At 75.0% G+C, this 14,842-nt stretch carries 14 protein-coding genes; 7 read left to right on the forward strand and 7 right to left on the reverse strand.

Annotation, left to right across the window (positions count from 1 at the left end):
- Window positions 1-14: 14 nt before the first annotated feature.
- Window positions 15-3,245 carry an AfsR/SARP family transcriptional regulator gene (locus BLU95_RS41695; RefSeq protein ID WP_353653516.1) on the reverse strand — a complete coding sequence of 1,077 codons (3,231 nt, stop codon included), beginning with the start codon at window positions 3,243-3,245 and terminating at the stop codon, window positions 15-17.
- A 297-nt stretch (window positions 3,246-3,542) separates the two neighbouring features.
- Here BLU95_RS41695 and BLU95_RS31765 point away from each other — a divergent pair, with 297 nt between their 5' ends.
- The 5 genes from BLU95_RS31765 (at window position 3,543) to BLU95_RS31785 (ending at window position 7,610) form a co-directional block, all read left to right on the forward strand.
- Entirely contained in the window at window positions 3,543-4,628 is a 1,086-nt protein-coding gene (locus tag BLU95_RS31765; RefSeq protein ID WP_093862999.1) for a hypothetical protein, read from the forward strand.
- Window positions 4,629-4,763: 135 nt separating this feature from the next.
- Window positions 4,764-5,132, forward strand: a complete 369-nt coding sequence (locus BLU95_RS31770; protein ID WP_093863000.1) for a DUF1304 domain-containing protein — start codon at window positions 4,764-4,766, stop codon at window positions 5,130-5,132.
- Window positions 5,129-5,701, forward strand: a complete 573-nt coding sequence (locus BLU95_RS31775; RefSeq protein ID WP_093863001.1) for a TetR/AcrR family transcriptional regulator — start codon at window positions 5,129-5,131, stop codon at window positions 5,699-5,701. The genes BLU95_RS31770 and BLU95_RS31775 overlap by 4 nt, the downstream gene beginning before the upstream one ends.
- A 228-nt stretch (window positions 5,702-5,929) precedes the next feature.
- Window positions 5,930-6,598, forward strand: coding sequence for a DUF4097 family beta strand repeat-containing protein (locus BLU95_RS31780; protein WP_093863002.1), 669 nt, complete (start codon window positions 5,930-5,932; stop codon window positions 6,596-6,598).
- Between the two features lie 160 nt (window positions 6,599-6,758).
- A complete protein-coding gene (locus BLU95_RS31785) occupies window positions 6,759-7,610 on the forward strand; it encodes a hypothetical protein (RefSeq protein WP_093863003.1) in 852 nt (283 codons plus the stop codon).
- A 23-nt stretch (window positions 7,611-7,633) separates the two neighbouring features.
- On the opposite strand, the gene BLU95_RS31790 is transcribed toward BLU95_RS31785, so the two are convergent.
- On the reverse strand, window positions 7,634-8,620 hold the full coding sequence (locus BLU95_RS31790; RefSeq protein WP_093863004.1) for a DUF4231 domain-containing protein: 987 nt from the start codon (window positions 8,618-8,620) through the stop codon (window positions 7,634-7,636).
- A gap of 65 nt (window positions 8,621-8,685) precedes the next feature.
- Between BLU95_RS31790 and BLU95_RS45885 the strand changes: the two genes are divergently transcribed.
- A complete protein-coding gene (locus BLU95_RS45885; protein ID WP_159425060.1) occupies window positions 8,686-8,847 on the forward strand; it encodes a nucleoside phosphorylase-I family protein in 162 nt (53 codons plus the stop codon).
- Between the two features lie 41 nt (window positions 8,848-8,888).
- Here the strand turns inward: BLU95_RS45885 and BLU95_RS31795 are convergent, their stop codons facing one another.
- The 5 genes from BLU95_RS31795 to BLU95_RS31815 all read right to left on the reverse strand — a co-directional run bounded on the left by BLU95_RS31795 (window position 8,889) and on the right by BLU95_RS31815 (window position 13,823).
- Window positions 8,889-9,647 carry a DUF6215 domain-containing protein gene (locus BLU95_RS31795; protein ID WP_159425061.1) on the reverse strand — a complete coding sequence of 253 codons (759 nt, stop codon included), beginning with the start codon at window positions 9,645-9,647 and terminating at the stop codon, window positions 8,889-8,891.
- Between the two features lie 155 nt (window positions 9,648-9,802).
- Window positions 9,803-10,201 (reverse strand): transglycosylase family protein, encoded by a 399-nt coding sequence (locus BLU95_RS31800; RefSeq protein WP_173862172.1) that lies wholly within the window; start codon window positions 10,199-10,201, stop codon window positions 9,803-9,805.
- 513 nt (window positions 10,202-10,714) lie between these two features.
- Window positions 10,715-11,884, reverse strand: a complete 1,170-nt coding sequence (locus BLU95_RS31805; RefSeq protein ID WP_093863006.1) for a serine hydrolase domain-containing protein — start codon at window positions 11,882-11,884, stop codon at window positions 10,715-10,717.
- 64 nt (window positions 11,885-11,948) lie between these two features.
- The gene (locus BLU95_RS31810; RefSeq protein ID WP_093865269.1) at window positions 11,949-13,052 is read right to left on the reverse strand and encodes a serine hydrolase domain-containing protein; all 1,104 of its coding nucleotides are present in this window, start codon (window positions 13,050-13,052) and stop codon (window positions 11,949-11,951) included.
- Window positions 13,053-13,325: 273 nt separating this feature from the next.
- A complete protein-coding gene (locus BLU95_RS31815; protein WP_093863007.1) occupies window positions 13,326-13,823 on the reverse strand; it encodes a MarR family winged helix-turn-helix transcriptional regulator in 498 nt (165 codons plus the stop codon).
- Between the two features lie 90 nt (window positions 13,824-13,913).
- Here BLU95_RS31815 and BLU95_RS31820 point away from each other — a divergent pair, with 90 nt between their 5' ends.
- Window positions 13,914-14,837, forward strand: a complete 924-nt coding sequence (locus BLU95_RS31820) for a quinone oxidoreductase family protein (protein ID WP_093863008.1) — start codon at window positions 13,914-13,916, stop codon at window positions 14,835-14,837.
- Window positions 14,838-14,842 lie beyond the last annotated feature (5 nt).

Consider the following 14,842-nt stretch of genomic DNA (forward strand, 5'->3'; position numbering starts at 1 on the left):
TCACACCGCCCTGATCAGGGATCCACCAGCGCGAACGCCGGCTCCGCGAGCAGCCCCGCCACCTCGGCGGCCTCCGGCAGCCCCAGCCGCCGGAAGATCGCGTGGGCCTCCCGCAGCCGCGTCCCCGCCTCGGCCCCGCGGCCGAGATCCGCCAGCGCGCAGCCGAGCACCACCAGCGCCTGCGCCTGGTCCCGTTCCGCCCCCAGCTCCTCGCAGAGCCGCAGCGCCTGTTCCGCGTGGCCGAGCGCCTCGTCGGCCCGGCCCAGCTCGCGCAGACTGTCCGCCAGCCGGTAGCGCGCGTGCGCGGCGCGGTCCCGCAGACCGGCGGCCACCGAGACCGCCAGGCACTCGCCGAACCAGGTCACCGCCTCCTCGTGGCGCCCCAGCGCGTGGTGCGCCAGCCCCAGCACGTACAGCGTGTACGCCCGGCCCGGGTCGTCCTGCCGGGTCCGCAGCTCGGCCAGCGCCTCGTGGCAGATCGTCACCGCCTCGTCGGCCCGGCCGCTGCGCACCCGCGCCAGTGCCGCGTTGACCGTCGTCACCAGCGCGCCGGAGCGGTGCCCGAGCCGGTTGGCCAGCAGCAGCGCCTCGTCGTAGTGGTCCACCGCCTCGTCGTAGCGGCTCAGGAACTGGCAGATCAGCCCGAGGTCGTTGAGCGCCTGGCGCAGGATCACCGAGTCCCCGGCCGCCCGCGCGGCCTCCACCGCCCGCCGGGACGCCGCCTCGGCCGCGTCCAGCCGGGTGGCGGCCAGGGCGACGTTGCCGCGCAGGAAGTGCGCCCGCCCCTCCGCCCGGACGTCGCCGTGCCGGGCGGCGGCCTCGGCCAGCGCATCGGCGGTCGCGGCGAGCTGACGGCTCGGCGGGGTGAGGACGAACGGGGTGAGCGCGATCAACAGATCGGTCGCCGCGCGCAGGGCCGTGCCGGACCCGGCGGCCGGGTCGGCGGCCACCTGGGCCGCCAGCGCGACCGCGCCCGCCCGCTCGGCCGCCGCCCACTCGCGGGCGGCCTCCCGGCCGGACAGCGGGACGCCGGGGGAGTGGGCCGGGCCGAGCGCGCCCGCGGCCGGATCACCCGGCACCGCGTGCTGGAACGCGCTGCACGCGGTGGCCAGCAGGTGGTCCAGCAGCCGGTCCCGGGCGGCGAGGGCCTCCCCGCCGTCCTGCTCGGCCCCGTTGTCCCAGCCGCCGGCGCCGCTCCCGCTGCCGGCGCCGCTCCCGCTGCCGGCGCCGCTCCCGCCGCCGGTGCCGCTCCCGCCGCCCGGTCGTCGCCGGGCGAACGCGCGGAGCAGGTCGTGGTACCGGTACCGGCCGGGGAAGGGCGATTCCACCATCGCCACGTCCACCAGCGCCTCCAGCAGGTCCTCGGCGTCGTACTCGTCGAGGTCGAGCAGCGCGGCGGCGGCCGCCAGGCCGATGTCCGGGCCGTCGACCGAGGCGACCAGCCGGAACGCCCGGGCCTGGTCCCCGGTCAGCTGCCGGTAGCTCAGTTCGAAGGCCGCCGCCACCGCGAGGTCACCGATCCGCAGCTCGTCGATCCGGCGCCGTTCCACCTGGAGGCGGCGGCTGAGCGTCTCCACCGTCCAGCCCGGACGGGCGGCCAGCCGGGCGGCCACGATCCGTACCGCCAGCGGCAGGTGCCCGCAGGCCACCACCAGCTCGCGGGCGGCCGCCGGTTCGGCCGCCAGCCGCTCCGCGCCGATGGTGCGCCCGAGCAGGTCGAGCGCCTCCTCCGGCTGGAACACGTCCAGGTCCACCTGGACCGTCGCAGGCAGGCCGGCCGGTCGGGTGCGGCCGGTGGTCAGCACCGCGCAGCCGACCGCCCCGGGCAGCAGCGGCCGGATCTGCGCCGCGTCCTTGGCGTTGTCCAGGAGGAGGAGCAGCCGCCGGCCGTCCACCACCGAGCGGAACAGCGCCGAGCGCGCGTCCAGTCCGTCCGGCACGCCGTCCGCCGGGACCCCGAGCGCCACCAGGAAGCCGCTCAGCACCGCCTCCGGATCGGCCGGGACCGGGTCCGAGCCGCGCAGGTCCACGTACAGCTGGCCGTCCGGGTAGCCGTCCCTGACCCGGTGCGCGACGTGCAGCGCCAGCGCGGTCTTGCCGACCCCGCCCATGCCGACCACGGTCGCGACCACCAGCGCGTGCGGCTGTGCGGGGGCGCCGCCCCCGGCGTCCGGCGGGGCGGCGGCCAGGGCCGTGTGCAGCACCCGGACGGGCGCCGCCCGGCCGGTGAAGTCGGCGGCGTCCGGCGGCAGCTGCGCGGGCCGCGGCGGGGCGCCCGTCGCCCTGGCGTCGCGCCCGGCCGGCTCCGCCCCGCCGCCCGGTTCCTCGGCCGTCCCGGGCCGGTCCGCCGCTTCCGGGGCGGCGTCCGCCCGTCCGGCGCGGGGGCTGCCCGGCCCGGCGCCGGACGGTCCGGCCGGGTCCGCGGCCGGCCCGCCCGCCGCGGTGCCCGGCGGCTGCGGCGCGGCCAGTGTCGCGTCGCCCTCCAGGATCCGCCGGTGCAGCTGTTCCAGCTCGGCCCCCGGCCCGACCCCCAGTTCGGTGAGGAACAGCTGCCGGACGCCGCGGAACACCGCCAGCGCGTCCGCCTGCCGCCCGGCCTGGTACAGCGCCCGCATCAGCAGCCCGTAGGCCCGCTCGTGCAGCGGGTGCTCGGTGGTGAGCGCGGTCAGCTCCGGAATGCAGCGCGAGTAGCGGCCGAGCGTCAGGTCCAGGCCGATCCGCTCCTCCAGCAGGGTCAGCCGCAGCTCCTCCAGCCGCTGCCGGTGCCGCTCCGCGAACGGGCCGGGGATCCCGGCCAGCGGCTCGCCCTGCCAGAGTTCCAGCGCCTGGTTGAGCAGGTCGCGGGCGCGCAGCGGATCGGCCCGGGCGGTCCGCTCCGCCTCGGCCGCCAGAGCCTCCGCCTGCTCCGCGTCGACCGCGAGCTTCGGCAGGACGAGCCGGTACCCGTCCCCCATCGACATCAGGACGCTGCCCGCGGCCTTCTCGCCGGGGTTCTCCTCCCCGGCCGCCACGGCGTCCAGCACCTTCCGCCACCGCCACGCGTACGTCCGCACGGTGGTCATCGCCGCACCCGGCGGCTCCTCGCCCCACAGCGCCGCGATCAGGTCCGTGGCGCTGGCCGAGTGGCCGGGCCTCAGTAGCAGTACGGCCAGCATGGCCTGCTGCTGTGGGCTGCCCACCTTGAGCGCCGTCGCGCCGCGGTGAGCCCGCATCAGACCCAGTACGGAAAAACGGAGATCGCTCATACTGCCCCCTGCTGCCCCAAGGACAGTGCCCGCCCCGTTCGTGCACATGTCATATGATATGAGAGTTGTCAACCTCAAGGTCGAGCCCGGTGTCGAGACTCCGTTGAGCCTGTGGTGACCGGGCGTTGAACCCCACCGGCAAGAATCACCCTGCCGGGGCCTTCCGGAGACGGTCCGGTCCGCGCCCCTCCTTCACCTCCCGCGACCGGGTACCCCCTGTGCCCGGTCGTGATCGCCCCCGCCCCCGGCCGTCGGCGGCGTGGGGCGCCATGACCATACCTTCGGAGGCGGACGTCCGTGAACACCGCTCTGCTGTACCACCTGCTCGACGTCGACCCGGCCGACGGGCCGGCCGAACTGCTCCACCGCGCCCGCGGCAGCCGCCACCTGCCCCACCTCGTGCTCTCCGCCCTGGCCCGCGAGGACGTCCGGATGGGCGAACCCGCCCGCGCCGAACTGCGCCGCGCCCGCGTCCGCGCCGACCGCTACGCCGGCCTCGCCCTCGACCTGGCCCGGTCCACCGGCGTCCGCGCCATCCACGGCCTCCCGCTCGCCGGTTACTACCCCGCCGACCTGCTCCGGCCCCAGGCCGCGCTCGACCTGGTCGCCCCCGGCGAGGCCGCGCTCTGGCAGGCCGTCGTCCGCCTGGTCACCGACCACCCGGTGGAGACCGTCGACGTCACCCTGCTCGGCGACCGCCCCCACCACACCGCCGTCACCCTCCGCTGGCCCGCCGAGGACCCGCTGCTCGACCCCTGGTACCGGGTCCGCCTCGCCACCGCGGCGCTCCCCGGCAACTGCGTCACCGTGCCGGTCCGCCCCTACCTGGTCGCGGACGAGCACGTCGAATGCCTGATCGCGCTCGCCGAGTCCCAGCTGGTGAACGGCCGGCACCCCGAGGCCGGGGCGCCGCCCGCCGCCCCCGACCCGCTCACCCTGCTCGACCTCTCCTGTCTCACCTCCCAGCCCTTCGAACCCGCCGAGACCGCCGCCGTCCTGGCCGCCTACCGCCTCGCCCCCGAGGCCGCCGCCCTGCTCGACCTCGCCGCCCCGCTGCTGCCGCTCGGCACCCTGGCCGCCGTCCGCACCGCGCTCACCCCCGAACTCGCCCCCGAGCGCCGCCGCCGCGCCGAGGCCGCCGCCGCCCCCCGGCTGCCCGTCCGGCACGGCACCCTGCTGCGCCGCACCGTCATCCGCCACGACTGGGACGAGGCCCGGCTGCTGGGTGCGGGCGACTCCCCCGAGGGCGGCGGCCCCCAGGGCGGGGCCCTGCTGCTCACGCCCGTCGCCGACTACCTGCTCGGCGCCCCCGAGGAGTCCCCCACCCTCGCCGACCGCAGCACCGCGCTGGACGCCCTGCACCGCTGGGACACCCGCTGCTGACGGTGCGTCGGAGCTGCGCCGGTCCACCTCCACGGCCTGCGGGACTTCCGCCGTCCCGCTCACGGGGCCGCGCCGCTGTCCTGGACAGGTGTCCATGTATGCTGGACACCTGTCCAAGAGAATGGGAGGTCGACCGTGCGTACGGCCGCGAACGTCCTGGTGGTCCTGGTGGCCGCCCTGCACCTGTACTTCCTGGTCCTGGAGATGTTCCTGTGGCAGCGGCGGCCCGGCCGCGAGCTGTCCGGCTTCGACGCCGAACTCGCCCGGACGACCGCCCCGCTCGCCGCCAACCAGGGCCTCTACAACGGCTTCCTCGCCGCCGGACTGGTCTGGGGCCTGATCGCCGGCGGCTCGAACACGACCGGCTTCCAGGCCCAGGTCTTCTTCCTGTCCTGCGTGGTCGTCGCGGGCGTGTTCGGCGCCGCCACCGCCAACCGGCGGATCCTGTTCGCCCAGGCCCTGCCCGGCGCACTGGCCCTCGGCGCCGTCCTGGCCGCCCGATGAGCCCGGACCCCTCGCCGGAGGACCCCCGGGCCGCCCGCACCAGGACCCGGCTCCGGCAGGCCCTGCTGGCCGAGTGCGCCGAGCAGCCCCTCGCCGCGATCGGCGTCGCCGCCGTGGTCCGCCGCGCCGGTGTCGGCCGGGCCACCTTCTACGTCCACTACGCCGACCTGGAGGCCCTCGCGGTCGACGCCTGCGCCGACGTCGTGCGCGAGGCCGTCGACGCCCTGCACGCCTGGCGCGGCATCCCCGACCCGGCCGCCCCGCCGCCCGCCCTGGCCGCGTTCCTGGCCGCCCTGCTCCCGCACGCCGACCTCTACCGCTCCCTGCTCGCCCCGGGCGGCGGCGGCCCGCTCGGCCAGGTCCTCCACCGCGAACTCCGCGAACGCAGCCGCACCGAACGCACCCTCGCCGGCGCCCCGCAGCCCGAACTCGTCGCCTCCGTGGTGGCCGGCGCCTTCACCGCCCTCCTCGCCGACTGGCTCCACGGCTCGATCGACGCCACCCCCGCCGACCTCGCCGCCCGCACCTGGCGCCTGCTGATCTCCCTCCACCGCACCCCGGGTCTGTAGGGCCCCGTCCGGTCCGGGGACCGCTCACCCGTGCAGCGGCGCGCGAAGTCCCCCTGCTGGCGTGCGCGGTCCTCCGCGGAGGCGCTCCGCGGCGGTTAGCGTCGTGATCGTTCTCGTCCGGGCCCCGCCCGGACCGGTGGGCCCGGGGCCCGATCGGCCGCCGCACCGCGTCCGGCCGGGACGACGGGAGCGGTGCACGTCCGAGCGGACGAGTCGAAGGAACGCACGATGCAGAAGTTCGCCACCCCCGCTCCGGTCACCGCCGTGCTGGACATCCCGGCCGGACGGGTCCGGCTCGTCGCCGCGGACCGGGCGGACACCACGGTCGAGGTCCGGCCGGCGGACGCCTCGAAGGGTCGTGACGTGGAGGCCGCGGAGCAGATCACCGTCGACTGCGAGGGCGGCCTCCTGCGGATCGGCACGCCCGCGGCGAGGAGCGGGATCCTCGGCGACTCCGGCGCCGTCGAGGTCACCGTCCACCTGCCCGCCGGCTCCCGCGTCGAGGCGAGGGCCGCCGGCGCCGACGTGCGGGGCGTCGGACGGCTCGGCGACGTCACCCTCGAACTCGCCCACGGCTCGGTCGAACTCGACGAGACCGCGAGCGCCCACCTCACCCTCCAGGCCGGCGACATCCGGGTCGGCCGCCTCGACGGGGCCGCCCGGCTCGCCACCCAGAAGGGCGACATCACCGTCGTCGAGGCCGTGCGGGGCGCGGTGGCCCTGCGTACCGAGGCCGGGAACCTGTCCATCGGCGCGGCCCGCGGTGTCTCCGCGGCCCTGGACGCCGGCACCACCTACGGCCGGATCGACAACGCGCTGAAGAACGGTGAGGGCACTCCCGAGCTCAGTATCCACGCCACCACCGCCTACGGCGACATCACGGCACGCAGCCTCTGACGGCGGCCGACGGCTCCGGCGGGCGCACCGCGCCGGCCGGTACGACGGGGAGGGCGCGTCCGGGTGCCGCAGGGGAGCATCCGGACGTGCCCCGACCGGCCGGAAGGGGGAGGGTAATTCCGGGTGCCGCAGGGGAGCATCCGGGAATACCCTGACCCGCATGACGGGGATCGAGACACCACGCCGGCTGTTCCACGCCCTGGAGTCCCACCGGGGCGACGACGCCTTCGCGGCCCTGGTCGCACCCTGGCTGCGGCACTCCGGCGCGGCCGCGGCGGACGGCGTGGCGCCGCTGGCGCGGTACGGGGAGTGGCGCCGGGAGGCCTACGCGTTCGGCGACCCGCTGGAGCGCGCCTACGCCCTCCAGCGGCTGAACGACGTGTTGCTGCTCGGCTTCCAGCCCGGGCTGCCGCCGGGGAGCGGGGAGGTGCTCAAGCACCTGCTGCACCTGGACCACGAGTGGCCCCGGATCACCCTCGACCAGTACCTGACGCTCTTCACCGGGCTGGGCATGACGCCCGTCGAGGAGAGCGCGTTCACGCCGTTCCACCACGAGATCGTCTCGGTCGAGCAGGCCGAGGACGCGGACGCGCCGATCACCGTCACCGACACCGTCTGGCCCGGCCTGATGCTCGGCGAGCTGATGTTCAGCCGGTCCGGGGTACGGGTCCGCGCGGGCTCGCGGCACGCGACGGCGGGCGTCGCGGACCGCTCGACGCTGCACCGGGTGTTCCTCCGCCGCCACCGCGGAGCCAGCGACGGCTCCGAGTTCTTCGGCTTCAACTCCCAGTGGAAGACCGACTTCCGCCGGGACTACCGCACCGCGACCGCGTACCACTACAACGTCGACGGGACGGCGGACGCCGACACCCTCGGCCCGGACCAGGGCCTGTCCCCGACGGAGCACCGCGACCTGCTGCGCCACCGCTGCCTGGTCCGCCCACCCGCCGACCCCGCCGCCCACCCGCACCCCACCCCCGCCGACCTGCGGCTGACGGAGGCCCGGGCGTAGTCGGGCCGGCCGCGTTCCGGTCGTCAGCCTGCCAGTCCGACCTTTCCGCTGCGCCCGGAAGCCCACATCGTGTGCTCACGGGATATCGCGGCTTCCGCCTGATCGACAAAGGTTCCCCAGGCTTCCGCGTCGGCCCCGGAGTCCGTGACGGAGAGGATGTGCCGAATCTCCCGCGCGGTGAGACTGTAGGCCGAAGCCTCGGTCTCGAGGCGCTGAGCCTGTGCCCACGCCGTAACGCCCGCGACTCCGGCGCTCACCACTCCCAGGAGGTCGATGGCGAGCACGTTGTACGCCTTCAGTACGCCCGCCACGATCCCGATCATTTCTCCCAGCAGAGCCAACCGACGCCAGATTCGGGACTGCCGGTCCCGCAGTTTGGCCATCCGTGCGTACCACGCGACCTGTTCGGCGAGGCGGTGGGTCCGATAGGTCTCGATCCGCGCGCTCCTGCCGGAAGTTCGGCAGCGTTCCATCGCCTCGTTGATGTCGAGCCCGAACGACACGTCGACGACGTCCAGGCCGAGGCTGATCTCGCGCAGCCGGGAGATGAACAGGCGTCGCGCTTCGTCGGCGGACATGGATTCCGGAAACGGATCGCCACACACCGCATACCGCCATGCAAGTGTTTTGCAGGACTCGGCAGCGGCCCGGCACTCGTACCAGCGCCGTTCGTCGCGTTGCTCGACGATGTACAGCCGGAGCAGGATCGACGAGATGAAGGCGAGCGCGGCGGCGAAGCCTGCCCAGTCGATCCCGCTGTCGCTGGTGCGGAGGGTGACCACGCCGGCGGCCGCCGCGAGGAAGAGAAGGATCAGGTTCAGGCGCAACTGTCCGAAATAGCGTCGCTTGGACCGAACGGACTCTGCGTCAGCATCCTGGAAGAACGGCGGTAGTTGGTGCCAGCTGAACGCCTCGTGCGGAGGAGTGGCAATGGTGCTCCTCGGATGGGATGAGCGGTCGATCCGCCACCTTAGCGGCGTCGGCCGGCTCCGGCAGGTGAAGCCGGTCAATCACTGGCGCGACGGGGACCGTGCGCCGGCCGCTGGTGGGGCAACCTCCTGCGAGGGCCGACGACATGACGGGTGACTGGTCGTTGAGGCCGACGGTGCGGGCGCAGAACCTCTACGACGGCGAGTCGCTGCCCGACGGCTCTCTGCCGGGCGTGGTGCACGCACCGATGGCGGACCCGTACGGCCCGCCGGGACGCCGCCGTGCCGGCCGCGTCCCGGGGGAGTGACCCTGGGGCCGGGGCGGCCCGCCCGCCCCGGCCCCGGAGGGCTACGGCGCCCAGCCCTGGAGGGTCGGGAGCACCGCCTCCGCTATCCGGCGCAGGGCCGTGTCGTCGTCCGTCGTGGCGTCCCGGCGCCAGTACGACAGGTCGAACGAACCACCGCTCCCGTCGGCACTCTTGGCCACGACCAGGTGACGGCTGTAGCCGCCGGGCCCCGGGGTGCCGGTGGCCCCCGTGCCGCCGATGGTGCGCATCCGGTAGGCGCTCACGGGGTGGCCGAGCACCGGTGCCTGGGCGCGCGGCAGGTCGGAGAAGATCAGGAAGTCCTTGGGCGCCAGGTCCGGCTGATCGGTGACGCTGACCTGGACGCTTCCGATCTGCACCTGCGCGGTGGCGACGGGTGGCTCCTTCCCGTCTCCGTCCAGCCGCAGGACGAGGTGGGACCCGGCGAGGGACACCTGCCCGCCGGGGACGCCGGCGAGCTCCGGCAGGTCGGGGCGGTTCAGTGCGGCGCACAGCGCGGGGTATCCGGGTGCGTCGTCGGACTGCGGTGGTGCGCACTTCGCGTTTCCGCTCGCGTCCACGTTCGTGTCCAGGTCCGTGGCCGGGCGGTCGTCGAGCACCGCCACCACGGCGCCGGCCACCAGCAGGACCAGCAGCAGCACTACGCCGGTCGCCGCTCGGCGGCCGCTCCTCCGCACGACCTCCGCCCGCGGGCGCTGGGGTATCCCGTCGGGCTCGTCGTCGTGCTCGTCGTCGTGTTCGTCGGGGGCCGCGGGTCTGCTGCGCACATCATGATCGTTCACGCAGGGACCTTACTGCGCTGCACGGACGGTGGTCGATCTCCGGTCCGGGGAACGCACGACGCCGCTGATACCGGACCGTTCCCTGTGGTGGGGGTGGTCGGGTGTCAGCGGCGTGTGTCGTGGTGCGGCCCCCGGTGGTGGTGGGGGCGGGGGTGTTACTTGGTGAGGCCGGCCTTGACGGAGCAGACGGGCCAGGCGCCGGGGCCCTGGGCGGCGAGGACCTTCTCGCCGACGGAGATCTGCTGGGCCTTGGTGGCCTGGTGGGCCTGGGGGGCGTAGGCGGTGCCGCCGAAGGCGGCCCAGGTGGAGCTGGTGAACTGCAGGCCGCCGTAGAAGCCGTTGCCGGAGTTGATGGCCCAGTTGCCGGTGGCCTCGCAGGCGGCGACCTTGTCCCAGACGCCGGCGGGGGCGGCGGAGGCGCTGTTGGCCGTGACGAGTCCGGCCACCGGCAGGGCGAGGACCGCCCCGGCCATCAGTGCCGTCCGGACGCGGTTGCGGCGCTTCGGGGTGGCGGTGACGGCGGTGGTGGCGGTGGTCTCGTTACGGAAGGTCATGCGGTTCCTTTCGGAGGGGGTGCGGGCGTGCGGAACCAGGCCCTGGGGGCTTGTGGTTGCGGGGGGCTCGCACGGTGTTCCCGGTGAGCGGTGTGCTCGTTCGGTGCGACGCATTCGAAGTTACGGGGGTGGGGGTGGTGTTTCAAGGATTCGGAGGTTTAGGCACGTCAGCGGGGGGTTACCGTGGGTATGGATCATGAGAATGGGTTGATTTGAAGGCAAATGCCCCGATTTTCAAGATCGAACCGGACCCCGAAGTGGCCCGCACCACACCCCTGGCCCTGTGAGCCCGCGCACACCGTCGACAGCCCGTGACCGCCCCGGCCTCCGCCGGTGACGCCGCCGCCCCCGGCCGGGTGGCCCCCGCCACAGCCCTCACCCCCGGTGCGGGAACCGTCGCCCTCCGCACCGGCCTGCCCGCCCCGGACCCGCCGGACCCGGACCCGGACCCGGCCAGGACCCGGACCCGGACCCGGACCCGCCCCGAGGGCGGGTTCCGGGCCCGGGCGGGGCTCAGCGGCAGAGGGCCGCGTCGACCGCGTCGGTCAGGCGTCCGGCAGTGGGCGCGTCCGGGACGGTGGTGACGGTGATGTTCGCCGCGCGGCCGTCCTCCGTGACGCCGCCCCTGGTCCGGTAGCCCGGGGAGGTGCCGCCGTGGCCCCAGACCAGGCCGCCGCAGCTCAGCGGCCTGCTCTGGATCCCCAGGCCGTAGCGGACCCCGGCGCCCAGGAACTCGGCGGGGACGGTGGTGCGCATCTGGGCGAGCTGCGCGGCGGGCAGCAGCCGGCCCGCCAGCAGCGCGCCGTAGAAGGTGTTGAGGTCGGTGTTGGTGGACACCACCGCGCCGGCGGCCCAGGCCATCGAGGAGTCCATCGCGGTGTAGTCGACCGGCGGCGCGTCCGGGCCGGTGCGGAGGTAGCCGTGCGGGTGGGGCTCGCGGAGGGCGGTCTCCCCGGCGGCCGGGACGTAGGTGCGGCGCAGGCCGATCCGGTCGATGACGCGCTTGGTGACCTCCTCGCCGAAGGGGCGGCCGGTGACCTTCTGGATCAGCAGGCCGGCCACCAGGTAGTTGGTGTTGCTGTACTCCCAGCCCGTCCCGGCGGCGAACCGGGCCTTCTGGGCGAGTGCCCCGTCGAGCAGTTCGCGCGGCTCGAACCAGCGGAACTGGATGGTGGTCCAGTCGGCCAGTGCGGGAGCCTCCATGTAGTCGGGCAGGCCGCTGGTGTGCTGGAGCAGCTGGCGGACGGTGATGGTCCGGCCGTCGAAGCCGTCGCCGCGCAGCAGGCCCGGCAGGTAGGTGTCGACCGGCGCGTCCAGGCCGACCTTGCCCTCGGCGACCAGTTGCAGGACGACGACGGCGACGAAGGCCTTGGTGTTGCTGCCGGCCCGGATCTGCCCGTCGACCGGCACCCCGGCTCCGGTGGCCAGGTTGCCGACACCGGCGGTGTAGGTGCGGCTGCGGCCGTCGCGGCCCTTGACGGTGGCGAGGGCGGCGGGCATGCCGTCCGCCTTCACCAGTGCGTCGAGGCGCTGCTGCACGACGTCCGGGCGCGGTGCGGCGTGGGCCGTCGTCGCGGTCGGGGCGAGGGCGGCCAGGGCGAGCCCGGCGGTGGCGGTGGCCGTGGTGGCGTACCGCGCGAGGCGGATGCGGTGCGCCCAGCGCTGCGGGGCGTGTTCGTTCATCGGGACTCCACTGCTGCGAAGCGAGGGGTGAAGGGGTGGAGGGCGGGTGTCGGGCGCCCGGGAATCAGCGGCAGAGCAGCTCGTCCACCACCTGGTCCACGCGCTTCGTGGTGTCGGCGTCCGGGATCGTGGTCACGGTGAGGTTCACGGCGCGGCCGTCCTCGGTGGTGCCACCGGCGCTCTCGTAGCCCGGGATCGTCCCGCCGTGGCCCCAGGCGACGCCGCCGCAGGAGAGCGGGCGGCTCACCAGGCCGAGCCCGTAGCGGACCCCGGTGCCGATCGCCTCGGCGGGGACGGTGGTGCGCATCTGGGCGAGCTGGGCGGCGGGCAGCAGCCGGCCGCCCAGCAGCGCGCCGTAGAACCGGGTGACGTCGGTGTTGGTCGAGACGGCCGCACCGGCGGCCCAGCCCCAGGACGGGTCCAGCTCGGTGTAGTCGCGCAGCGTCCCGTCCGCGTTGCGCTGGTAGCCCTTGGGGTGGGCCTCGTGGATCGTCATGTCCCCGGGGGCGGGGAAGTAGGTGTGGCGCAGGCCGATCCGGTCGACGACGCGCTTGGTGATCTCCTCGCCGAGCGGGCGGCCGGTGACCTTCTGGACGATCAGGCCCGCCAGCAGGTAGCCGGTGTTGTTGTACTCCCAGTCGGTGCCGGGCGCGAAGTGGGCCTTCTGGGCCAGTGCGCCGTCGAGGAGTTCGCGCGGCTCGTAGTAGCGCTTGGGGTCCTTGAGGATGCCCTCGCGGTCCACGTACTCGGGCAGGCCGCTGGTGTGCTGGAGCAGCTGGCGGACGGTGATGGTCCGGCCGTCGATGCCCTCGCCGCGCACCAGTCCGGGCAGGTAGGTGTCCACGCTGCTGTCCAGGCCGACCTTGCCCTCGGCGACCAGCTGCAGGACCACGACGGCGGTGAACGCCTTGGTGTTGCTGCCGATCCGCACCTGTCCGTCCATCGGCACCTTGGCCTTGGTGGCGGCGTTGCCGACGCCGGCCGTGTAGGTGCGGGTGCGGCCGTCGCGGCCCTTGACGGTGGCGAGGGCGGCGGGCACCCCGTTCTTCTTGACCAGCGCGTCGAGGCTCTGCTGCACGGAGTCCGGGCGCGGGGCGGCGGAGGCCGTGGCCGGGGACAGGGCGCCGGCCACCACGGCGGCGGCGACCATCGAGGTCGCGGCCGCCATCGCACTGCGCCGGCTGCCGCGGAAGCGCTTCGGAAGGTGCTGCTGCGGTGCGTGCTCGTTCACGGGAAAGCCCCTCTTGGTAGGGCGCCGGAGCTCTTCCCGGCGCCCCTCAAGGGGATCATCGGACGGGCCGTCAATCCGTCCGCGCGGGGGACGATACCGGGCCGGGAACGTGCTCCGGGGCGGGGCGGGAACGTGCTCCGGGTCGGGGCCGGGGACGGGACCGTGCTCCCGGGGCCCGAGGGGCCGGCCCGGGACCCGCGGGGCCGGTCCCTACGCCGGCGCCGCTTCGTGGAGCCGGGTGAGCAAGGCCGTCAGCTGCTCCCGCTCCTCCGGGGCGAGTGGTGCCAGCAGTTCGGCGTTGGCGGCCTCGGCCAGCGCGCCGCAGCGGGCGAGGACGGCGGTGCCCTCCGGGGTGACGGTGACGGCGTTCTTGCGGCGGTCGGAGGGGTGCGGGCTGCGCAGGACGAGGCCCTCGTCCTGGAGGTGGTTGAGGATGCCGACCATGTCCTTGGGGTCGACGGACAGCCGGCGGCCCAGCTCGGCCTGGGTGACGGGACCCTGGTCGGCCGTCGCGGCCAGCACGGCGTGCTGCATGAGCTTCAGCCCCTCCGCGGCGATCGCGTCGGCGACCATCCCCCGGCCGCGCGCCGCGACCCGGCCGACGAGCCACGTCGGCAGGGACTGGATGTGCCGGAGCGCCGAGGCGGGAGCGGGTGTCAGGTCCGGGGTCAGTTCCGGGGTCAGGTCCGGCGTCGGGTCCGAGGTCATGGGTGCAGCCTATCCGGGAAACCGTTGGACAGCCCAATGATATTCGGCTTATCGTTGGGGCATCCAATGAATTCGGACGGGGGAGGTCCTGTGCTGCGTATTCGTCATCAGGTCGACGGCGGACCGGAGGTGCTGTGCGCCGAGGAGGTCGACCGGCCCGAGCCGGGGGCCGGGGAGGTCCTGGTCCGGGTCGAGGCGATCGGGGTGACCCTGCCCACCGTGCGCAAGCTGCGGGGCAGCACCGAGCCGGTCCCGCTCGGCGGCGAGGTCGCGGGGGAGATCGTCGCACTGGGGGCGGGGGTCACCGGCCTCGCCGCCGGGGACCGCGTCACCGGGCTCTGCTTCACCGGCGCCTACGCCGAGTTCGCGGTCCTGAGCAGCGCCATGGCGTCCCGGATCCCGGACGGCGCGACCGCCGTGGAGGCGGTCGCGCTGGTCCGCAGCGGTCTGGTCGCGCGCGGCGCCTACGAGGCCGCGCGCCCGGAGCCCGGTGAATCGGTCCTGGTCACGGCCGCGGCCAGTGCCGTGGGTACGCTCGCCCTTCAGTACGCCGTGGCCGGCGGGGCGGCCCGCGTCGTCGCCGCCGTCAGCAGCCTCGACAAGGCAGGCTTCGTCCGGGGGCTCGGCGCCGACGAGGTGGTGTGCTACCGGGACGCCGACTGGGGCGGGCCGTACGACGTGATCCTCGACGGTGTCGGCGGCGACCTGCTCGGCCCCGCCGTCCGGGCGCTGGCCGCGGGCGGCCGGCTGGTGGCCTACAGCTCCGGCGGCGGCACCGTCGAGGCGTACGAACTCCTGCTCCGCGGAGCCTCGTTGATCGGCTTCCAGATGCGGGCCGTCGCCCTCGGCAGGCCGGAGCTCTACCGGCGTTGGCTGCACGAACTCTGGCAGCTGCGCGACGCGGGCAGCCTGCGCCCCGCCGTGCACGAGGAGATCCCGCTCCGCGACGCCGTCCGGGCCCACGCCGCCGTCGAGCAGCGCCGCAACCTCGGCAAGGTCGTTCTGGTCCCGTAGGTCCG

This window comes from Streptomyces sp. TLI_053 (genome assembly GCF_900105395.1).
Lineage (GTDB): Bacteria > Actinomycetota > Actinomycetes > Streptomycetales > Streptomycetaceae > Kitasatospora.